The 22,011-nt window shown below is 69.1% G+C and carries 10 protein-coding genes, 3 rRNA genes and 4 pseudogenes; 15 read left to right on the top strand and 2 right to left on the bottom strand.

From position 1 onward, the window contains the following. Nucleotides 1-63: 63 nt before the first annotated feature. Nucleotides 64-2,068 (top strand): annotated as a pseudogene (locus ABEB13_RS09520) (acetoacetate--CoA ligase). Between the two features lie 102 nt (nt 2,069-2,170). On the opposite strand, the gene ptsP reads toward ABEB13_RS09520, so the two are convergent. Together ptsP and ABEB13_RS09510 are read right to left on the bottom strand one after the other, a co-directional pair. After that, nucleotides 2,171-3,841: a phosphoenolpyruvate--protein phosphotransferase gene (ptsP, locus tag ABEB13_RS09515; protein ID WP_345705128.1), complete on the bottom strand. Its 1,671-nt coding sequence runs from the start codon at nt 3,839-3,841 to the stop codon at nt 2,171-2,173. 37 nt (nt 3,842-3,878) lie between these two features. Next, nucleotides 3,879-4,328, bottom strand: a complete 450-nt coding sequence (locus ABEB13_RS09510; RefSeq protein WP_100891229.1) for a PTS sugar transporter subunit IIA — start codon at nt 4,326-4,328, stop codon at nt 3,879-3,881. 700 nt (nt 4,329-5,028) lie between these two features. Between ABEB13_RS09510 and ABEB13_RS09505 the strand changes: the two genes are divergently transcribed. From ABEB13_RS09505 to ABEB13_RS40440, 14 genes and pseudogenes are all read left to right on the top strand, one after another. Beyond that, nucleotides 5,029-6,550 (top strand): 16S ribosomal RNA (locus ABEB13_RS09505). Nucleotides 6,551-6,832: 282 nt separating this feature from the next. After that, nucleotides 6,833-9,938 (top strand): 23S ribosomal RNA (locus ABEB13_RS09500). Nucleotides 9,939-10,028: 90 nt separating this feature from the next. Continuing rightward, nucleotides 10,029-10,144 (top strand): 5S ribosomal RNA (rrf, locus tag ABEB13_RS09495). Together the 16S, 23S and 5S rRNA genes form the textbook arrangement of a ribosomal RNA operon. Before the next feature lie 125 nt (nt 10,145-10,269). Beyond that, a complete protein-coding gene (gene clsA / locus ABEB13_RS09490; RefSeq protein WP_345705127.1) occupies nt 10,270-10,878 on the top strand; it encodes a cardiolipin synthase ClsA in 609 nt (202 codons plus the stop codon). A 143-nt stretch (nt 10,879-11,021) separates the two neighbouring features. Further along, nucleotides 11,022-13,516 (top strand): annotated as a pseudogene (locus ABEB13_RS09485) (sugar phosphate nucleotidyltransferase). 158 nt (nt 13,517-13,674) lie between these two features. Further along, on the top strand, nt 13,675-14,670 hold the full coding sequence (locus ABEB13_RS09480) for a DUF881 domain-containing protein (protein WP_345705126.1): 996 nt from the start codon (nt 13,675-13,677) through the stop codon (nt 14,668-14,670). Then, nucleotides 14,667-14,999 carry a small basic family protein gene (locus ABEB13_RS09475; RefSeq protein ID WP_030269510.1) on the top strand — a complete coding sequence of 111 codons (333 nt, stop codon included), beginning with the start codon at nt 14,667-14,669 and terminating at the stop codon, nt 14,997-14,999. Before ABEB13_RS09480 ends, ABEB13_RS09475 begins: the two co-directional genes overlap by 4 nt. A gap of 262 nt (nt 15,000-15,261) precedes the next feature. Beyond that, complete coding sequence (locus tag ABEB13_RS09470; protein ID WP_345705125.1) at nt 15,262-16,005, top strand: DUF881 domain-containing protein; 744 nt, start codon at nt 15,262-15,264, stop codon at nt 16,003-16,005. Between the two features lie 201 nt (nt 16,006-16,206). Further along, entirely contained in the window at nt 16,207-17,091 is an 885-nt protein-coding gene (locus ABEB13_RS09465; RefSeq protein ID WP_345705124.1) for an FHA domain-containing protein, read from the top strand. Nucleotides 17,092-17,209: 118 nt separating this feature from the next. Then, entirely contained in the window at nt 17,210-17,899 is a 690-nt protein-coding gene (gene ftsR / locus ABEB13_RS09460) for a transcriptional regulator FtsR (RefSeq protein WP_425559958.1), read from the top strand. 103 nt (nt 17,900-18,002) lie between these two features. Then, on the top strand, nt 18,003-18,473 hold the full coding sequence (locus ABEB13_RS09455) for a bifunctional nuclease family protein (protein ID WP_100891234.1): 471 nt from the start codon (nt 18,003-18,005) through the stop codon (nt 18,471-18,473). A gap of 238 nt (nt 18,474-18,711) precedes the next feature. Next, nucleotides 18,712-19,400: pseudogene (locus tag ABEB13_RS09450) on the top strand (MerR family transcriptional regulator). Nucleotides 19,401-19,629: 229 nt separating this feature from the next. Beyond that, nucleotides 19,630-20,337 carry a SanA/YdcF family protein gene (locus ABEB13_RS09445; protein ID WP_380231169.1) on the top strand — a complete coding sequence of 236 codons (708 nt, stop codon included), beginning with the start codon at nt 19,630-19,632 and terminating at the stop codon, nt 20,335-20,337. Between the two features lie 86 nt (nt 20,338-20,423). Next, a pseudogene (locus ABEB13_RS40440) lies at nt 20,424-21,999 on the top strand (DNA polymerase IV). Nucleotides 22,000-22,011: the final 12 nt, after the last annotated feature.

The raw sequence follows: 22,011 nt of genomic DNA, 5'->3' as shown, positions 1-22,011 counted from the left end.
CAGCACCGCCCACCGCCCCCGGCCCCCGGGCAGGGAGCAACACCACCCCGGGAGACCACCACCGTGAGCACCCCACCCGACGGCCGACCGCTCTGGCGCCCCGACCCGGCCAGGGCCGCCGCCAGCCGCATCGTCGCGTTCCAGTCCTGGGCCGCAGAGCACCACGGCGCCCCGGCCGCCCCGCTCGCCCCCGCCCCGGACGACACCGAGGCCGCCGCCCGCTACGCCGCCCTGCACACCTGGTCCACCGACGACCTGGACCGCTTCTGGTCCGCGGTCGCCGAATGGTTCGACGTGCGCTTCGCCGCCCAGCCGCAGGCCGTCCTCGCCGACCCGGCGATGCCGGGCGCCCGCTGGTTCCCCGGCGCCCGCCTCAACTACGCCGAGCACGCCCTGCGGGCCGCCGAGGACAGCAGCCGCGCCGACCGGCCCGCGATCCTCCACCTCGACGAGACCACCGAGCAGCCCACCGCCCTCACCTGGGCCGAGCTCGGCTCCTCGCCGCCGCCCTCCGGGCCCGCGGCGTCGGCCCCGGCGACCGGGTCGGCGCGTACCTCCCGAACATCCCGCAGGCGATCGTCGCGCTCCTCGCGACCGCCGCCGTCGGCGCCGTCTGGACGTCCTGCGCCCCCGACTTCGGCGCCCGCAGCGTCCTCGACCGGCTCCAGCAGATCGAGCCGGTCGTCCTGTTCGCCGTCGACGGGTACCACTACGGCGGCAAGGACCACGACCGCACCGACGTCGTCGCCGAACTCCGCCGCGAGCTGCCGTCCGTGCACACCGTGGTGCACGTCCCGCTGCTGGGCGCCCCCGCCCCCGAGGGCGCCCTGCCCTGGGAGGACCTCGTCGCCGACGACACCGAGCCGGTCTTCGAACAGCTCCCCTTCGACCACCCGCTCTGGGTGCTCTACTCCTCGGGCACCACCGGCCTGCCGAAGGCCATCGTCCAGAGCCAGGGCGGCATCCTGCTGGAGCACCTCAAGCAGGCCTCGCTCCACCTCGACCTCGGCCCGGACGACCGCTTCCTCTGGTACACGTCCACCGGCTGGATGATGTGGAACTTCCTGGTCGCCGGCCTGCTCGTCGGCGCCACGGTCGTCACCTACGACGGCAGCCCGGGCCACCCGGACACCGGCGCCCTCTGGTCGGTCGCCGCCCGCACCCGCGCCACCGTCCTCGGCACCTCCGCCGCGTACGTGATCGCCAGCCGCAAGGCCGAACTCCACCCCGGCCGCGACCTCGACCTCTCCGCCGTCCGCTGCATCGGCACCACCGGCTCGCCGCTGCCCCCGACGGGTTCCAGTGGATCTACGACGAGGTCAAGCACGACGTCTGGCTCGCCTCGGTCAGCGGCGGCACCGACGTCTGCAGCTGCTTCGTCGGCGGCGTCCCCACCCTCCCCGTCCACCTCGGCGAGATCCAGGCCCCCTGCCTGGGCGCCGCGGTCGAGTCCTGGGACGTCCACGGCGACCCGCACACCGACCAGGTCGGCGAACTCGTCGTCACCAAGCCGCTGCCGTCCATGCCGATCGGCTTCTGGAACGACCCCGACGGCGCCCGCTACCGCGACAGCTACTTCGACATGTTCCCGGGCACCTGGCGGCACGGCGACTGGATCACCGTCACAGGCCGCGGCACGGTCGTCATCCACGGCCGTTCCGACTCCACCCTGAACCGCCAGGGCGTCCGCATGGGCTCCTCCGACATCTACGAGGTGGTCGAGCGCCTCCCGGAGATCGCCGAGTCCCTCGTCATCGGCGTCGAGGAGCCCGACGGCGGCTACTGGATGCCGCTGTTCGTCGTCCTCACCACGGGCGCCGAGCTGGACGACGACCTGCGCGCCCGGATCCGCACCTCGCTGCGGTCCGAGCTCTCCCCGCGGCACGTCCCCGACGAGGTCATTGCGGTCACCGGCCTCCCGCACACCCTCACCGGCAAGCGGATCGAGGTGCCGGTCAAGCGACTGCTCTCCGGCACCCCGCTGGAGCAGGCGGTCAACCCCGGCTCCGTCGACAACCTCGACCACCTGCGGTTCTTCGAACGCCTCGGCCAGGACCGCCGAGGCTGACCCACCGGGCCCCGCCCGGCCCCGTCCCGCGGACGCGAGCAGGGGCGCTTCCAACCCCCACGGTGGAAGCGCCCCTGCGGCCCCGGCCCTGCCCCGGGGCGCCTATTCGCCGGACAGCACCTGATGCGCCGCCGCCCGCGCGTCGGCAGCGTTGTCCGCCGCCCGCGCCGCCGCGGCCGCACGCCTGCACTGCGCCAGCGTGTACTTGGCGAGCGCGGTCCGCACATAAGGAATGGACGCCGCACCCATCGACAGGCTCGTCACCCCGAGTCCGGTGAGCACACAGGCCAGCAGCGGGTCCGCCGCCGCCTCCCCGCAGACCCCGCAGCTCTTGCCCACCGACTGCGCGGCCTCCGCCGCGGCCGCCACCAGGTCGAGCAGCGCCGGCTGCCACGGGTCCTGCAGCCTGGCCAGTGCCCCGACCTGCCGGTCGGCCGCGAAGGTGTACTGCGCCAGGTCGTTCGTCCCCAGCGACAGGAACTCGACCTCCTGGAGGATCGACCGCGCCCGCAGCGCCGCCGACGGGATCTCCACCATCGCGCCGAACTTCGCGACCAGGCCCGCCTCCCGGCAGGCGTCGGCGAACGCCTTGGCGTCCTGCCGGTCCGCCACCATCGGCGCCATCACCTCAAGGTGCACGGGCAGCCCCTGGGCCGCCGTGGCCAGCGCCCGCAGCTGCCCGGCCAGCACGTCCGGGTGGTCGAGCAGGGTCCGCAGGCCCCGCACGCCCAACGCCGGGTTCGGCTCGTCCGTCGGCGTGAGGAAGTCCAGCGGCTTGTCCGCACCCGCATCCAGCACCCGGACGACGACCCGGCTCTCCGGGAACGCCTCCAGCACCTTCCGGTAGGCCTCGACCTGCTTCTCCTCGGACGGGGCCTTCGCCGAGTCGTCGAGGAACAGGAACTCGGTACGGAACAGCCCGACGCCCTCGGCCCCGGCCTCCAGCGCCGCCGGCAGGTCGGCCGGGCCACCGACGTTGGCCAGCAGCGGCATCCGGTGCCCGTCCGAGGTCACACCCGGCCCGGACGAGGCCGCCAGCGCGGCCCGGCGCTCCGCGGCCAGCTGCCGCAGTTCGTCCTGCTTCTCCACCGACGGGTTCACCAGCACCTCGCCGCTGCTCCCGTCGACCGCCACCACGACACCCTCGGCCACCTCGGTCGCCCCGGGCAGCGCCACGACCGCCGGCACGCCGAGCGCCCGCGCCAGGATCGCGCTGTGGCTGGTCGGCCCGCCCTCCTCGGTCACGAAGCCGAGCACCAGCGCCGGGTCCAGCAGCGCGGTGTCCGCCGGCGCGAGGTCGTGGGCGAAGAGCACGTACGGCTCGTCGCTGTCCGGCACGCCCGGCATCGGCACGCCGAGCAGGCGCGCGACGATGCGGTTCCGGACATCGTCCAGGTCGGCGACCCGCCCGGCCAGGTAGTCGCCGGCCGCGGCCAGCAACGCCCGGTAGGCGGCGAAGGCGTCGTAGATGCCCCGCTCGGCGCTGCTGCCGACGGCGATCCGCCGACTGACGTCCGCCATCAGCTCCGGGTCCTGCGCCATCAGCGCCTGGGCCTCCAGGACGGCCTGCGCCTCACCGCCCGCGAGGTTGCCGCGGGCGATCAGGTCGGCGGCGACGGCGTCGACCGCGGCCTGGGCCCGCGCCTGCTCGTGCGGTGCGTCCTCGCTCGGGATCTGCTTCGCGGGCGGCTCGAGCTCGGCCGTTCCCATGTGGCGCACAGGGCCGATGGCGACCCCATGGCTGACCCCTACGCCCCGCAGCATCGGTTCCACGTTCTGATTTTCCTTTCACCCGGGAGGGCGGGCCGTGTCAGTTCCAGGTGAAGAGTTCGCCGCCGAGGGCGACGTCGCCGCTCTCGGCGACCCCGCTCAGCGCCTCGGCCGGCGCCTCCAGCGCGACGATCGGGGAGATGGGGGACTTGCCCTTGGCCTCGACGTCCGCCGGGTTCCACTTGATGACCGGCTGGCCGCGCTTGACCTGATCGCCCTTGGCGACCAGCAGCTCGAAGCCCTCACCATTGAGCTGCACGGTGTCGATGCCGAGGTGGGTCAGCACACCGTGGCCGTCCGCGTCCATGACGACGAAGGCGTGCGGGTGCATGGAGACCACGAGGCCGTCCACCGGCGCGACGGCCTCGGTGGGCCGGCGCACGGGGTCGATGGCCGTGCCGGGTCCGACCATCGCGCCGGAGAAGACCGGGTCCGGCACGGCGGCGAGCCCAACGGCCCGGCCGGCAAGCGGCGACGTCACAGTGGTCATGGTGGAGCCTCCCAGGTGCGGAGTACAGCACGTGCGGCCGCCGGACAGCGGCGTCGACATCAGCTGAAGCCTAAATTATGTCAACTTCGGACATATCGTGACGTAAGTACCTGGTGCCCCGGTCGGGCGAACTGCCCGCCCCGACTGCACCGGACCGCCTGTGGCGTGTCGTCAGGCCCGCAACCGCAGGCTGGCACGACACCAAGTGGTCTAGTCCTCTTGCGCGATGCGCCGCACTCTACGGCATCCGTCCGAGTGGCGACGAGACGGCGGCACGGCTCCGGCTGCAGCCCGCCCTCGGCCGTCCGGGTGACACCGGCGCGGCTCGATTAGGCGCTCGGGTGAGGACCGGCTATCGTTGCTCAGGTCGCCACGCGGCGATGGTTAACTCCGCAAGTCGGAAACGTAAACGTCTGGTTAAACAGTCGGAAACGTTCTGATAAGCTGGGAACACGAAAGAGCGAAACGCCCGGAGGGTCCGCTGGAAGGCGGTCCGAAGGAAGTGTCCGTTCCTTGAGAACTCAACAGCGTGCCAAAAGTCAACGCCAGATATGTTGACATCCCCGGCCGGTCGGTTTCGATCGGTTGGAGATTCCTTTTGAAGTAACAAACACAGCGAGGACGCAGTGCGCGGGGTTCACCTCATTCCGGTGACCGCCGTGCCGCTCAACGCGGGTGTGAACCCGATTACGGGTAATCATTCACGGAGAGTTTGATCCTGGCTCAGGACGAACGCTGGCGGCGTGCTTAACACATGCAAGTCGAACGGTGAAGCCCTTCGGGGTGGATCAGTGGCGAACGGGTGAGTAACACGTGGGAAATCTGCCCTGCACTCTGGGACAAGCCTTGGAAACGAGGTCTAATACCGGATATGACCTGCTCCTGCATGGGGGTGGGTGGAAAGCTCCGGCGGTGCAGGATGATCCCGCGGCCTATCAGCTTGTTGGTGGGGTAATGGCCTACCAAGGCGACGACGGGTAGCCGGCCTGAGAGGGCGACCGGCCACACTGGGACTGAGACACGGCCCAGACTCCTACGGGAGGCAGCAGTGGGGAATATTGCACAATGGGCGAAAGCCTGATGCAGCGACGCCGCGTGAGGGATGACGGCCTTCGGGTTGTAAACCTCTTTCAGCAGGGAAGAAGCGCAAGTGACGGTACCTGCAGAAGAAGCACCGGCTAACTACGTGCCAGCAGCCGCGGTAATACGTAGGGTGCGAGCGTTGTCCGGAATTATTGGGCGTAAAGAGCTCGTAGGCGGCCTGTCGCGTCGGATGTGAAAGCCCGGGGCTTAACCCCGGGTCTGCATTCGATACGGGCAGGCTAGAGTGTGGTAGGGGAGATCGGAATTCCTGGTGTAGCGGTGAAATGCGCAGATATCAGGAGGAACACCGGTGGCGAAGGCGGATCTCTGGGCCATTACTGACGCTGAGGAGCGAAAGCGTGGGGAGCGAACAGGATTAGATACCCTGGTAGTCCACGCCGTAAACGTTGGGAACTAGGTGTTGGCGACATTCCACGTCGTCGGTGCCGCAGCTAACGCATTAAGTTCCCCGCCTGGGGAGTACGGCCGCAAGGCTAAAACTCAAAGGAATTGACGGGGGCCCGCACAAGCAGCGGAGCATGTGGCTTAATTCGACGCAACGCGAAGAACCTTACCAAGGCTTGACATACACCGGAAACGGCCAGAGATGGTCGCCCCCTTGTGGTCGGTGTACAGGTGGTGCATGGTTGTCGTCAGCTCGTGTCGTGAGATGTTGGGTTAAGTCCCGCAACGAGCGCAACCCTTGTTCTGTGTTGCCAGCATGCCTTTCGGGGTGATGGGGACTCACAGGAGACTGCCGGGGTCAACTCGGAGGAAGGTGGGGACGACGTCAAATCATCATGCCCCTTATGTCTTGGGCTGCACACGTGCTACAATGGCCGGTACAAAGGGCTGCGATGCCGCGAGGCGGAGCGAATCCCAAAAAGCCGGTCTCAGTTCGGATTGGGGTCTGCAACTCGACCCCATGAAGTTGGAGTTGCTAGTAATCGCAGATCAGCATGCTGCGGTGAATACGTTCCCGGGCCTTGTACACACCGCCCGTCACGTCACGAAAGTCGGTAACACCCGAAGCCGGTGGCCTAACCCTTGGGAGGGAGCCGTCGAAGGTGGGACCAGCGATTGGGACGAAGTCGTAACAAGGTAGCCGTACCGGAAGGTGCGGCTGGATCACCTCCTTTCTAAGGAGCACACAGCAGCTTCGGACGAGTGTTCCGGAGTGCTAGCTCATGGGTGGAACGTTGACTATTCGGCACGGTCGGTGACGGCTGCCAGTACTGCTCCTTCGGGGGCGTGGAACGCAGGTTTGAGTCGGTCGGGTCGGGCACGCTGTTGGGTCCTGAGGGAACGATTTTTTCGTTCGCCTCTGGGATGCCGGCCTCACTTGAGGGTTGTCTTCGGACGATTCGCGGGTGGGTGTCTGGTCGTTGTTTGAGAACTGCACAGTGGACGCGAGCATCTGTGGCCAAGTTTTTAAGGGCGCACGGTGGATGCCTTGGCACCAGGAACCGATGAAGGACGTGGGAGGCCGCGATAGGCCCCGGGGAGCTGTCAACCGAGCTTTGATCCGGGGGTGTCCGAATGGGGAAACCCGGCAGTCGTCATGGGCTGTCACCCATACCTGAACACATAGGGTATGTGGAGGGAACGCGGGGAAGTGAAACATCTCAGTACCCGCAGGAAGAGAAAACAACCGTGATTCCGGGAGTAGTGGCGAGCGAAACCGGATGAGGCTAAACCTGATACGTGTGAGACCCGGCAGGGGTTGCGTATGAGGGGTCGTGGGAAAGTTCTTCAGTCGTCTGCCGGCGGCTGGGTGAGTCAGAAACCGTTGGTGTAGTCGAAGGACATGCGAAAGGTCCGGCGTAGAGGGTAAGACCCCCGTAGACGAAACATCAGCGGCTCACTTGAGCTTCTCCCAAGTAGCACGGAGCCCGAGAAATTCCGTGTGAATCTGGCGGGACCACCCGCTAAGCCTAAATATTCCCTGGTGACCGATAGCGGATAGTACCGTGAGGGAATGGTGAAAAGTACCGCGGGAGCGGAGTGAAATAGTACCTGAAACCGTGTGCCTACAAGCCGTGGGGGCAGTCTTCGGACTGTGACTGCGTGCCTTTTGAAGAATGAGCCTGCGAGTTTGCGGTGTGTAGCGAGGTTAACCCGTGTGGGGTAGCCGTAGCGAAAGCGAGTCCGAATAGGGCGTTACAGTTGCATGCCCAAGACCCGAAGCGGAGTGATCTAGCCATGGGCAGGTTGAAGCGCGGGTAAGACCGTGTGGAGGACCGAACCCACCAGGGTTGAAAACCTGGGGGATGACCTGTGGTTAGGGGTGAAAGGCCAATCAAACTCCGTGATAGCTGGTTCTCCCCGAAATGCATTTAGGTGCAGCGTCGTGTGTTTCTTGCCGGAGGTAGAGCACTGGATAGGCGATGGGCCTCACCGGGTTACTGACCTTAGCCAAACTCCGAATGCCGGTAAGTGAGAGCACGGCAGTGAGACTGTGGGGGATAAGCTCCATGGTCGAGAGGGAAACAGCCCAGAACACCGACTAAGGTCCCTAAGCGTGTGCTAAGTGGAAAAGGATGTGGAGTCGCAGAGACAACCAGGAGGTTGGCTTAGAAGCAGCCACCCTTGAAAGAGTGCGTAATAGCTCACTGGTCAAGTGATTCCGCGCCGACAATGTAGCGGGGCTCAAGTACACCACCGAAGTCGTGTCATTCACAGAATACGCCCAACGGCGCTGTGGATGGGTAGGGGAGCGTCGTGTGCCGGGTGAAGCAGCGGAGGAATCCAGTTGTGGACGGTTCACGAGTGAGAATGCAGGCATGAGTAGCGATACAAGAGTGGGAAACTCTTGCGCCGATTGACCAAGGGTTCCTGGGTCAAGCTGATCTGCCCAGGGTAAGTCGGGACCTAAGGCGAGGCCGACAGGCGTAGTCGATGGACAACGGGTTGATATTCCCGTACCCGCTTTGAAGCGCCAACGTCGAACCTCTTGATGCTAAGCCCGTGAAGCCGGCCTGGAGTCTTCGGACGAAGGGACGTGGTGGAGCCGGTGACCCAACAGGGTAGTAGGTGAGCGATGGGGTGACGCAGGAAGGTAGTCCAGCCCGGGCGGTGGTAGTCCCGGGGTAAGGGTGTAGGACGAACGGTAGGCAAATCCGCCGTTCACGTAGTCTGAGACCTGATGCCGAGCCGATTGTGGTGAAGTGGATGATCCTATGCTGTCGAGAAAAGCCTCTAGCGAGTTTCATGGCGGCCCGTACCCCAAACCGACTCAGGTGGTCAGGTAGAGAATACCGAGGCGTTCGGGTGAACTGTGGTTAAGGAACTCGGCAAAATGCCCCCGTAACTTCGGGAGAAGGGGGGCCAGTCCTGGTGATGACATTTACTGTCTGAGCTGGGGTTGGCCGCAGAGACCAGCGAGAAGCGACTGTTTACTAAAAACACAGGTCCGTGCGAAGCCGTAAGGCGATGTATACGGACTGACGCCTGCCCGGTGCTGGAACGTTAAGGGGACCGGTTAGTCACGATTCGTCGTGGCGAAGCTGAGAACTTAAGCGCCAGTAAACGGCGGTGGTAACTATAACCATCCTAAGGTAGCGAAATTCCTTGTCGGGTAAGTTCCGACCTGCACGAATGGCGTAACGACTTCTCGACTGTCTCAACCACAGGCCCGGTGAAATTGCATTACGAGTAAAGATGCTCGTTTCGCGCAGCAGGACGGAAAGACCCCGGGACCTTTACTATAGCTTGCTATTGTTGTTCGGTTCGGCTTGTGTAGGATAGGTGGGAGGCTTTGAAGCCGTGACGCCAGTCATGGTGGAGCCATCGTTGAAATACCACTCTGGTCGTGCTGGATGTCTAACCTGGGTCCGTGATCCGGATCAGGGACAGTGTCTGGTGGGTAGTTTAACTGGGGCGGTTGCCTCCTAAAGAGTAACGGAGGCGCCCAAAGGTTCCCTCAGCCTGGTTGGCAATCAGGTGTTGAGTGTAAGTGCACAAGGGAGCTTGACTGTGAGACTGACGGGTCGAGCAGGTACGAAAGTAGGGACTAGTGATCCGGCGGTGGCTTGTGGAAGCGCCGTCGCTCAACGGATAAAAGGTACCCCGGGGATAACAGGCTGATCTTCCCCAAGAGTCCATATCGACGGGATGGTTTGGCACCTCGATGTCGGCTCGTCGCATCCTGGGGCTGGAGTAGGTCCCAAGGGTTGGGCTGTTCGCCCATTAAAGCGGTACGCGAGCTGGGTTTAGAACGTCGTGAGACAGTTCGGTCCCTATCCGCTGTGCGCGTAGGAGTGTTGAGAAGGGCTGTCCCTAGTACGAGAGGACCGGGACGGACGAACCTCTGGTGTGCCAGTTGTCCTGCCAAGGGCATGGCTGGTTGGCTACGTTCGGGAGGGATAACCGCTGAAAGCATCTAAGCGGGAAGCCTGCTTCGAGATGAGCACTCCCACCTCCTTGAGAGGGTAAGGCTCCCAGTAGACGACTGGGTTGATAGGCCGGATATGGAAGCCCAGTAATGGGTGGAGTTGACCGGTACTAATAGGCCGAGGGCTTGTCCTCAGTTGCTCGCGTCCACTGTGTTGTTCTGAAACAACGACCCCGACCCCGATTCTTTTTCGGGTGTGTCGGTGGCGGACAGTTTCATAGTGTTTCGGTGGTCATAGCACGAGGGAAACGCCCGGTCACATTCCGAACCCGGAAGCTAAGCCTCGTAGCGCCGATGGTACTGCAGGGGGACCCTGTGGGAGAGTAGGACGCCGCCGAACAATTCTTGAGAAGCCCCCACCCGTGACGGGTGGGGGCTTCTTTGTTGTAAGGTCACTGCTGCACAAGTCGTCGTACGGCAGTCACCGCACCGCCCGTACAGCTCGGTCATCAGGAGGGTCCCCAGGTGGAGGTTCAGGAGACGCGCGTGCAGACCGACCGCGTCCTCACCATCCCCAACCTGCTGAGCATCGGTCGGCTGGTCGGTGTCCCGATCTTCCTGTGGCTGATCCTCTGGCCGGTGTTCGGCGGGCCGAACAACGACGGCTGGGCGATCGTCGTGCTGATGCTCAGCGGCATCAGTGACTATCTGGACGGCAAGCTGGCCAGGCGGTGGGGCCAGATCAGCCGGCTCGGCCAGATCCTGGATCCGGCCGCGGACCGGCTGTACGTGCTGTCGACCCTGGTCGGTCTCACCTGGCGGGAGATCCTCCCGCTGTGGCTGACGGCGCTGTTGCTGGCGCGTGAACTCTTCATTGCGTCCCTGCTGCCGATTCTCAACCGGCACGGTTACGGCCCCCTGCAGGTGAGTTTCCTGGGCAAGGCGGCCACGTTCAATCTGATGTACGCCTTTCCGCTTCTGTTGCTGGGATCGGGCGACGGATGGTTGGCGACGGTTGCCGAGCCGGTCAGCTGGGCATTCATCTGGTGGGGTACGACGCTCTACTGGTGGGCGGGCATCCTGTACGCCGTCCAGGCCCGTCGGATCGTGAAGGCGGCCGGCGCTCCTGCCTGACGTTCTCCACGGTTGCTGACAGCATCTCTACGTCCGACTTGCCGCGACACGGTGAGTCGGACGTTTTTATCCGGGTAGAGAAGCTCTGGAACGGTTTTGATGGATCCGCAGGGTTCACCACCGCGAAGGAGGACGCACCCGTAATGAAAGCCGTCGTGATGGCGGGAGGCGAGGGTACTCGTCTCCGACCGATGACCTCCAGCATGCCGAAGCCACTGCTCCCGGTGGTGAACAGGCCGATCATGGAGCACGTGCTCAGGCTGCTGAAGCGGCACGGCCTCTCGGACACGGTCGTCACCGTGCAGTTTCTCGCCTCCCTGGTGAAGAACTACTTCGGGGACGGCGAAGAGCTGGGGATGCACCTGACCTACGCCAACGAGGAAGTCCCGCTCGGTACCGCGGGCAGCGTCAAGAACGCCGAGGACGCCCTCAAGGACGATTCGTTTCTTGTGATCTCCGGTGACGCGCTCACCGATTTCGATCTTTCCGAGCTGATCGCGTTCCACCGTGAGAAGGGTGCACTGGTCACCGTCTGCCTGACGCGGGTGCCGAACCCGCTCGAGTTCGGCATCACCATCACCGACGACGAGGGGCGCGTCGAGCGCTTCCTGGAGAAACCGACCTGGGGGCAGGTCTTCTCCGACACGGTGAACACGGGCATCTACGTCATGGAGCCGGAGGTCTTCTCGTACGTCGCCGCCGGCGAGTCCGTCGACTGGTCCTCCGACGTCTTCCCCCAGCTGCTCAAGGAGGGCAAGCCCGTCTACGGCTACATCGCCGAGGGCTACTGGGAGGACGTGGGCACCCACGAGAGCTACCTGAAGGCCCAGGCGGACGTCCTGGAGGGCAAGGTCGACGTCGAGCTGGACGGCTTCGAGATCTCGCCCGGTGTCTGGGTCGCCGAGGGCGCAGAGGTCGACCCGGAGGCCGTCCTGCGCGGGCCCTCTACGTCGGCGACTACGCCAAGGTGGAGGCCGGCGTCGAGCTGCGGGAGCACACCGTGCTCGGCAGCAACGTGGTCGTGAAGCGGGGTGCCTTCCTCCACAAGGCCGTCGTGCACGACAACGTCTACGTCGGACCGCAGTGCAACCTGCGCGGGTGCGTCATCGGGAAGAACACCGATGTGATGCGGGCGGCCCGGATCGACGAGGGCGCCGTCATCGGCGACGAGTGCCTGATCGGCGAGGAGTCCCTGCTCGCCGGCAACGTCCGGGTGTACCCGTTCAAGACCATCGAGGCCGGCGCGGTCGTCAACACCTCGGTGATCTGGGAGTCGCGCGGCCAGGAGCACCTGTTCGGCGTCCGCGGCGTGTCCGGGATCCTCAACGTCGAGATCACGCCGGAGCTGGCCGTACGGCTGGCCGGGGCGTACGCGACGACGCTGAAGAAGGGCGCGACCGTCACCATCGCGCGTGACCACTCGCGCGGTGCCCGTGCACTCAAACGAGCGATGATCTCCGCGCTGCAGACCAGCGCCATCGACGTCCGCGACCTCGAGAACGTCCCGATGCCCGTCGCCCGGCAGAACACCGCCCGGGGCAGCGCGGGCGGCATCTTCCTGCGCACCACCCCGGGTGTGGCCGACTCGCTGGACATCCTGTTCTTCGACGAGACCGGCGCGGACCTCTCGCAGGGCGGCCAGCGCAAGCTGGACCGGGTGTACGCGCGCCAGGAGTTCCGGCGGGCGTTCCCGGGCGAGATCGGCGACCTGCTGCACCCGTCGAGCGTCTTCGACTCGTACGCGCGCAACCTGCTGCGGGCCGTCGACACCTCCGGGGTGCGCGAGGCGGGCCTGAAGGTCGTGGTGGACGCCGCGCACGGCAGCGCCGGACTCGTCCTGCCGAGCATCCTCGGCCGGCTCGGTGTGGAGGCGCTCACGGTCGACAGCGGGCTCGACGAGGCCAGGCCGACCGAGGACGCCGACGAGCGGCGTGCCGCGCTGGCCCGGCTGGGCGAGCTCGTCGCGTCGTCGCGTGCGGCCTTCGGCGTGCGCTTCGACCCGGTGGGCGAGCGGGTGTCCTTCGTGGACGAGCTGGGCCGGGTCATCCAGGACGACCGGGCCCTGCTGGTCCTGCTCGACCTGGTCGCCGCGGAGCGGCGGAGCGGCCAGGTCGCGCTGCCGGTCACCACGACCCGGATCGCCGAGCAGGTGGCGGCGTACCACGGCACCCAGGTGACGTGGACGACCACCTCGCCCGACGACCTGGCCAAGGCGGCCGCGGGAGAGGGCACGGTGTTCGGCGGCGACGGGCGCGGCGGTTACGTGGTGCCCGAGTTCAGCGGCGTGCTGGACGGCCCGGCGGCGTTCGTGCGGCTGGTCGGTCTGGTCGCCCGGACGCAGCTCACGCTCAGCCAGATCGACGCCCGGATCCCGCAGGCGCACATCCAGCGCCGCGACATCGCGACGCCGTGGGCCGCCAAGGGCATGGTCATGCGTTCGGTCGTCGAGGCGGCCGGGAACCGCAAGCTGGACACCACGGACGGCGTGCGCGTCGTCGAGGCGGACGGCCGGTGGACCCTGGTGCTGCCGGACCCGGCCGAGGCCGTCACCCACCTGTGGGCCGAGGGGCCGGACGACCAGGCCACCGAGCAGCTGCTCGACGAGTGGGCGGCCGTCGTGGACGGCGCCGGGCGCTAGGCACCCGGCGGTACCTGGGCCGGTGCCGGGCGGTGGACACGCCCGGCACCGGCCCGGTCACGTTCCGGTGACCGGGCGGAGCGCCGACGGCGGGGCGGTGCGACGGCGGTGAAGGGGGCTGTGCCGAGGTGCCCCCGGCGTCATGGGACGATGTCCGGATGCCAGCAACGCCGACGCCGAGTGAACGGGACGGGCGGTTCAACCGTCCGGACGCCTCGATGTCCCTGCTGACCAATGTGATGGACCACAGCCTGGACGAGGGATACGCCGAGGCGGCCGCCCGCGGCGACGGGCCGACCAGGCTTCCGGGCACCCGGCGCGGGCGGCTCACCCTCGCCCTCGGGCTCGCCCTCGCGGCCACCGTGGTGACGGTCGGCGGGGTCAACGCCTCCAAGGCCGAGCCGACGCTCGCCAAGGAGCGCGACGCCCTCGTCCACCGGGTCACCGACGAGACGCGGACGGCCGACGACCTCCAGCGCAAGGTCGAGGACCTCCGCAACCGGGTGGGCAAGGCCCAGCAGGACGCGCTGCCCAGCGGCGGCGACGAGGGGCTCGCCGAGCTCGCGGCCGCGGCGGGCACCGGGGAGATCCGCGGGCCGGGCCTGAAGATGGTCCTCGACGACGCCCAGGGCACCGCGGGCGGCGGTTCGGCGAACGACCCGCGGCAGGCCGACGGCTTCAGCAACGTGGGTCGCCTGCGCGACCACGATCTCCAGCTGGTCGTCAACGGCCTGTGGGCCTCCGGGGCCGAGGCGCTCTCCATCAACGGCCAGCGGCTCACCGGGCTCTCCGCGATCCGGGCCGCGGGCGACGCGGTGCTGGTCGACAACCGCCCCCTGGTGCCGCCGTACACCGTCCTCGCCATCGGGGACGGTGCGCACCTGCAGAGCGCCTTCCCGCAGACCGCCGAGGGGCGCTACCTGAAGCTGATCGAGGACACCTACGGGATCAAGGCCTCGATATCGGTGCAGGACCGACTGACCCTGCCGGCGGCGCTGGGCGTGACCCTGCGCACCGCCCGTCCGGAGACCGCCCCGCCGAGCCCGTCGCCGGCCTCGGGGCGGGCTTCCGGCGCGACCGGCTCACCGGGCACCGCGCCGCGGACCGGCACCGCCAAGCCGCACACTACCGGGACAGGAGTACCCACACCGTGATTGCCGTTCTAGGACTTGTGATCGGCGTGGTCGTCGGCCTCTTCGTGCAGCCCGAGGTCCCGGACGCCGTGGTGCCGTACCTGCCGATCGCGGTGGTCGCGGCGCTCGACGCGGTCTTCGGCGGCGTCCGGGCAATGCTCGACGGGATCTTCAACGACAAGGTCTTCGTGGTCTCGTTCCTCTCGAACGTGGTGGTCGCGGCCCTGATCGTCTTCCTCGGCGACCAGCTCGGCGTCGGCGCCCAGCTGTCGACGGGTGTGGTCGTGGTGCTCGGCATCCGCATCTTCTCCAACGCGGCCGCGATCAGACGACACGTGTTCCGGGCGTGAGGGGGACGGGCGTGGCAGACGACGAGAAGCACCCCGAAGGCATCGAGGACATCGAGGACATCGAGGGCGTCGAAGGCAGGGACGGCAACGAGGCGGTCGCCGAACCCGGCGGAGTGAGCGGATCCACCGGAACGGCCGGTCCGGCGACGCCCGCGGAGGCCCCTGAGCCGGCCGACCCCGCCGACCCCGCAGAATCGGACCCCGCCGGATCCGACTCCGCGGAGTCCGGCCCGAGGCCGAGGCCGAGTCCGGGCCCGAGGCCGTGCCCGCGGCCGCACCGGCATCCGACGCGCGGCGCAGGCTGCGGGCCGCGCTCTGGCCGCCGCGGGTCTCGCGCGGCCAGCTGGTCGTGGCCGTCCTGCTGTTCGCGCTGGGGCTGGGTCTGGCGATCCAGGTGCGTTCCACCAACGACCACAACCAGCTGCGCGGTGCGCGGCAGGAGGATCTTGTCCGCATCCTCGACGAACTGGACAGCCGCCAGCAGCGTCTCCAGCAGGAGAAGACGCAGCTGGAGCAGAACCTGACCCAGTTGGAGAACAGCTCCAACCAGGCCAGGGACGCCCAGGAGCAGACCAGGAAGAAGGTGACGGAACTGGGCGTGCTGGCAGGTACCGAGCGGGCCACGGGACCCGGGATCGTACTCACGATCGATGATCCCCAAGGGCAGGTGAAGGCGGATATGCTGCTGGACACCCTGCAGGAACTCCGAGCGGCGGGGGCGGAGGCGATTCAGATCAACGACGTGCGTGTGGTGGCGGGCACCTACTTCACCGACGGTTCGCCGTCCGGCGTGCAGATCGACGGCCGCAGCGTCTCGCAGCCGTTCCGGTTCACCGTGGTCGGGAACCCCCAGGACCTCACGCCCGCGCTGAACATCCCCGGCGGTGTCGTGCGGACGCTGGAGAAGGACCAGGCCACGGCGACCATCACCCAGCAGCAGAAGGTCGTCGTGGACGCGATCGCGACGCCCAAGCCGCTCCAGTACGGCAAGCCGGCGGCGAAGTGACGGACCGACTGCCGTACGGTCCGTCAGCCGACCGCAACCCCGGTGGCCGTTGCGGGGCCCCGGTGAGGCACACTGGGATGTTCCAACCGGCTGGCACGCCCCACCGCCTGGTCGGGCCCGGCCGGATGCCGGGCATGCCGCCTGTTCGAGCCTGTCACCCTGCCCCGCGGGCGGGTCTGTCACACGCAAGGGGATTCGCCCGTGAGTCTGTTCTCGAAGCTGTTCGGCCGCAACAACCGCCGTGAGGCGGCAGTCGAGGCGCCGACCGCCCGCCACCGCCGGATGGAGGACGAGGCGGCCGTGCCCGGCATGCGGTCCGCCCCGGCGGGGGAGCAGTACGTGGAGCGGCCGCAGTACCTCGACGCCGGCGGCCAGGGCGGCACGCCGTACGGGGGCAATCAGCCGGGCTACGGCGCGTCGCACGACGCGGGCGCGGCGCCGCGCATAGGTTTCCCGGCAGCACCCTCAACCTCCGGTGGAGGGTTTACCCCGGACCCCTACGCCGGGCACACCCAGCCGGGTGTGCCGCGCCAGGAGGCTGTGAACATGGCTGGCACCACTCCGTGTCCGCGGTGCGGCAACCAGAACCCGGTCACGGCCCGGTTCTGTTCCAACTGCGGAACGCCGCTGCGCAGCGCGCCGGCCGAGGGTGCCGTCGAGACCACCTCGACCATCTCGATCTCCGGTCTCGAGTCGTACGACCCCAACGCCACGTCCACCGGTGCCACCCCGGCGCTGTCGGCCGAGGTGCTGGCGGCGATCGACGCCCTGCCGCCGGGCTCGGCCCTGCTGATCGTGCAGCGCGGACCGAACTCCGGCAGCCGCTTCCTGCTGGACGCGGACCTCACCACCGCCGGCCGTCACCCGCAGGGTGACATCTTCCTGGACGACGTGACGGTCTCCCGTCGGCACGTGGAGTTCCGCCGGCTGCCCGGCGGCGGCTTCTCGGTCGCCGACGTGGGCAGCCTGAACGGCACGTACGTGAACCGGGAGCGGATCGACGAGGTCACGCTGAACAACGGCGACGAGGTGCAGATCGGCAAGTACCGGCTGGTGTTCTTCGCCGGCCACGGCCGGGGGTACTGAATCCGACTTCGGCAGGAGCCCGAGTGACCGCGAATACTCCCACCACTCTCGGGGCCACCCCCGTGCCCGCCACACGACGTGCGGCCGAGGTACGGGGAGGCGCGACGAACTGCTCTCCATCGGGGCGGTGCTGGCGTTCCTCCGGGACGACTTCCCCGAGGTCACCATCTCCAAGATCCGCTTCCTGGAGGCGGAGGGGCTGGTCGACCCGCAGCGCACCCCCTCGGGCTACCGCAAGTTCAGCGCGGCCGACGTCGAACGGCTCGCGTACGTGCTGCGCATGCAGCGCGACCACTACCTGCCGCTGCGGGTGATCCGCGAGCACCTGGACGCCATCGAGCGGGGCGAGGCCCCTCCGGCGCTGCCCGCGCCGGAGGCCCGGCCGGGCCCCCTGGAGGAGGCCGACCGGGAGCTGGCGGCCGCCAGCGGCGTCGTGCTCGGTGTCCGGCTCGGCCGCGCCGAGCTGCTCGCCGCGGCCGAGGCCCAGGAGGGCGAACTCGTCGAGTGGGAGTCGTACGGGCTGGTCAGTGCCGGTCCGGACGGCGGTTACGACGGCGAGGCGCTGCAGATCGCCCGGCTGGTGGCCGAGCTCGGCCGGTTCGGGCTGGAGCCCCGCCACCTGCGGGCGATGAAGGCCGCCGCCGACCGGGAGATCGCCCTGGTCGACCAGGTGGTGGCACCGCTGCGGCGGCACCGCAACCCGCAGACCAGGGCGCACGCCGAGGCGACCGCGCGCGAGCTGGCCACGCTGTCGGTGCGACTGCACGCGGCGATGGTCCAGGCGGGCCTGCGCCCGCGTCCGAACTGACCGCCGGCGGGCGGGGGCCGGGCCGTGCGTGTGCCCGGCGGATCGGCCCGCCTCCGAGGGGCTGCGCTTTCCTATCGGCGGCCCGGGCCATAGGGTTGCCAGTGTGAATGAGCTCGACGTCGTGGGTGTCCGGGTGGAGATGCCTTCCAACCAGCCGATCGTGCTGCTCCGGGAGATCGGGGGCGATCGGTACCTGCCGATCTGGATCGGCCCGGGCGAGGCGACCGCGATCGCCTTCGCCCAGCAGGGCATGACTCCCGTCCGGCCGCTGACCCACGACCTTTTCAAGGACGTGCTCGACGCCTTGGGCCAGCAGCTCACCGAGGTCCGGATCAGCGACCTGCGCGAGGGTGTCTTCTACGCCGAGCTGGTCTTCGCCAGCGGGGTCGAGGTCAGTGCCCGCCCCTCGGACGCGATAGCTCTGGCGCTGCGGACGGGCACGCCGATCTTCGGCAGCGAGGAGGTCCTCGCCGAGGCCGGGATCGCGATCCCGGACGAGCAGGAGGACGAGGTCGAGAAGTTCCGCGAGTTCCTCGACCAGGTCTCGCCGGAGGACTTCGGCGGCCAGCAGTAGCCGGGCAGCGGCCCCGCCGGGCCGCTGCGCCACGGCTGTCGGCCGTGGAGTCGGCAAATTTTCGCCGTCCTACCCGCCCCGAGGGCACGAAAAACCACTCGCCCGAGTGAAATCTTCGCTGCAGCCCGGCGTGGCGATCGTTGACGGGTCTCTGGCGACTGCCTACCGTCAGGGATGGCTCCGGTGGTTAGGCCACCCGGGCGTCACCGACCCGCAGGACGAGTGGACGGAGGTTGGCATGAGCGGTACCGGCGATGAAGCTGCCGCTGGAGGCGTGTGTGCCGTGCACCTCCCGCGCGCCGCCCGCCGTTCCCTCCCGTCCGCCTGGGACGCCCCGCCGTCCGAGGCCCCCGAACCCGAGCTGCCCCGGGTGGGGCGCTTCCCCGCGGTACAGGCCGGCCAGCCGGCCATCGAACGGATCCCGCCGACCTCGGCGCTGATCGGCTACCGCGGGCCGACCGCCTGCGCCGCCGCCGGCATCACCTACCGTCAGCTCGACTACTGGGCCCGCACGGGGCTGCTGGAGCCGAGCGTGCGCACCGCCTACCCGGCCGGTGCCCAGCGGCTCTACGCCTTCCGCGACATCCTGTTCCTCAAGGTCGTCAAGCGGCTGCTGGACGCCGGTGTCTCGCTCCAGAACATCCGCGTGGCCGTCGCCCACCTGCAGGCCGCGGACCTCGGCGGGGGCTGGCCGACCTCACCCTGATGTGCGACGGCGCCACGGTCTACGAGTGCACCAGCCCGGCGCAGGCCGTGGAACTGCTGGGCGGCGGGCAGGGCATGTTCGGCATCTCCGTCGGCGCGGTCTGGCAGGAGCTGGAGGCGACCCTCGGCCGCCTGCACGCCGAGCGCACCGACACGGGTGAGACGGTGCTCGGCCAGGACCCGGCCGACGAACTGGCACAGCGCCGCAACCGCGCGGTCTGACTCCCCGCGCGAGGGGCCCGGCGGGGAACCGTCCGGGCCCCTCGCCGCGTCCGGGACATCGACGAGTCGATCAAGGGGGCGTGGGGTGCGGCAGCGCGCGGCAGGGGCGTACGGGGCGGTCCGGGGAGTACTGCGGGCGCTGCCGCCGGTGCTGCGGCCGCTGCTGCGGGTGGTGCGGAGCCGGTGCGGGCGGCTGCTGCGTCCCCTCCGGGAGCCGCTGCCCGCCTCCCTGCCCTTCCACCGGCGGGTGACGGCCCGGCTCGCCCTCGTGCCGGGCCTGGGCAGCCGCTCCGGCCGGCGCCGGTGGTTCCGGGCGGTCGTGGTGCTCACGGTGCTGGCACTGGCGCCGAGCACCTGGCTGTGGGTGCGGTCCGGCGACCGGGTCGGCACCGTCCGCACGGCTCCCGCCGCACCGGTGGCGATGGTGTTCGGCGCGGGCCTCTTCGACGGCGAGCCCTCGCCCTACCTGGCCGGGCGCCTCGACGCGGCGCTCGACCTCTACCGGCAGCACAAGGTCCGGGCGATCCTGGTGACCGGCGACAACAGCCGCACCGACTACGACGAGACCGACGCCATGCGCACCTACCTGGTGGCGCACGGGGTGCCCGCCGTCCGGGTGGTGGGCGACTACGCGGGATTCGACACCTGGGACTCGTGCACCAGGGCGCACCGGATCTTCGGGGTCGACCAGGCGCTGCTGGTCAGTCAGCGGTTCCACGTCCGCCGGGCACTGGCGCTCTGTCAGGCCGCCGGGATCGACTCCTACGCGGTCGGGGTGGAGGAGCCGCACGACACCACCTGGTACTACGGCGGGCTGCGGGAGATCCCCGGCGCCGGGAAGGCCGCACTGAACGTGTGGCTGCGCCCGGACCCGCAGTTCCTCGGCGCCAAGGAGCCCGGCATCGCCCGCGCCCTCGCCGACGCCGGCACGGACTGACCCCCGGGGCCGGTCCGGAGGGGCCGACGCCGCCGGACGGGCGGCCGTTCGGCCGACCTGTCAGTGGGCTGCGGGATGATCGCCGTGTGCGCACTGTGCCGAGCATCATCCACCTCGACATGGACGCCTTCTTCGCGGCGGTGGAGCAGGCGGCCAAGCCGAGCCTGCGCGGCAAGCCGGTGATCGTCGGCGGGCTCGGCGGGCGCGGGGTGGTCTCCACCGCGTCGTACGAGGCCCGCCGGTTCGGTGTGCACTCGGCGATGCCGATGGCCCAGGCCCGTCGGCTCTGCCCGAACGCGGCCTTCCTCTCCGGGCGGTTCGACGCCTACCGCCAGAACAGCGAGATCGTGATGGGCCTGCTGCGCGAGCGCTCCCCGCTGATCGAGCCGCTCAGTCTGGACGAGGCCTTCGTGGACCTGGAGGCCGGTCCGTACGGCCCGGCGCTGGCCGCCGCGGGGCCGGGCGAGGGGCCCAGCTGGTGCTGGCGGTCGCCGAGGACCTGCGCGCCGACATCGTGGAGCGCACCGGGCTGACGGCCTCGGTGGGGGCGGCCGGCTCCAAGCTGATGGCCAAGATCGGCTCGGAGCAGGCCAAGCCGGACGGCCTGGTGCTGGTGGAGATCGGGTCCGAGCGCGCGGTGCTGAGCCCGATGCCGGTGCGGGCGCTGCCCGGCATCGGCCCGGCCACCGAGCAGGCGCTGCGCCGGGCCGGGCTGACCACGGTGGCCGACCTGGCCGAGGCGGGCGAGGCGGAGCTCGTCCAGCTGCTGGGCCGTGCGCACGGCACGGGTGTGTACCTGATGGCCACCGCGCAGGACGACCGGCCGGTCGTGGCGGACCGCGACGCGAAGTCCGTCTCGGTCGAGGACACCTTCGAGGTGGACCTCGCCGACCGGGAGCGCATCCTGCACGAGATCGACCAGCTGGCGGCGCGCTGCGTCCGCCGGCTGCGCGCCACCGGCCGGTCGGGGCGGACGGTGGTGCTGAAGGTGCGCCGCTTCGACTTCTCCACGCTGACCCGATCCGAGACGCTGCGGGCGCCGACCGACGACCCGGGGGTGATCGCCGAGACGGCGCGGCGCCTCGCCGCCCAGGTGGACACCACGGGCGGGGTGCGACTGCTGGGGGTGGGCGTGGCACAACTGGCCGACTTCACCCAGGAGGACCTCTTCGCGCAGGCGGCGCAGGCCGCCCGGGCGGAGGCCGGGGCGGAGGCCGCGGAGGCCGCCGAGGCGGTGGGGGAGCCGGCGGCGGCCGAGGAGGGGGCCGCCGAACCGGAGGCGCCCGAGCTGCGCCGCTGGTCGCCGGGGCAGGACGTGGTGCACGAGGAGCTGGGGGCGGGCTGGGTACAGGGCAGCGGGGTCGGCCGGGTCACCGTCCGCTTCGAGACCCCGGAGAGCGGGCCGGGCCGGATCCGTACCTTCCCGATCGACGATCCGCTGCTGCGGCCCTCCGGCGCGCTGCCGCTGCGGCCGCAGGTCTGACCCGCCCGGGGGCGTCCCGGCCGGCCTCCCGGGCTGCCCGGCGGCTGCCCGGGAACGCCGAGCGGCCCCGCACCGTCCCGGATGCGGGGCCGCTCGGCGGGCCAGGCCGCCCGGTGGTCGTGATCCCACGACCGGCCACCGGGCGGCCCGGCCCTCTCACGCCGTGTCCGGCGGCGTGAGAGGGGACGCCT

The sequence above is a fragment of the Kitasatospora paranensis genome (assembly GCF_039544005.1).
GTDB classification, from domain to species: domain Bacteria; phylum Actinomycetota; class Actinomycetes; order Streptomycetales; family Streptomycetaceae; genus Kitasatospora; species Kitasatospora paranensis.
The sequence above is the reverse complement of the archived record's forward strand: the minus strand, read 5'-3'. Positions and strand labels throughout refer to the sequence as shown.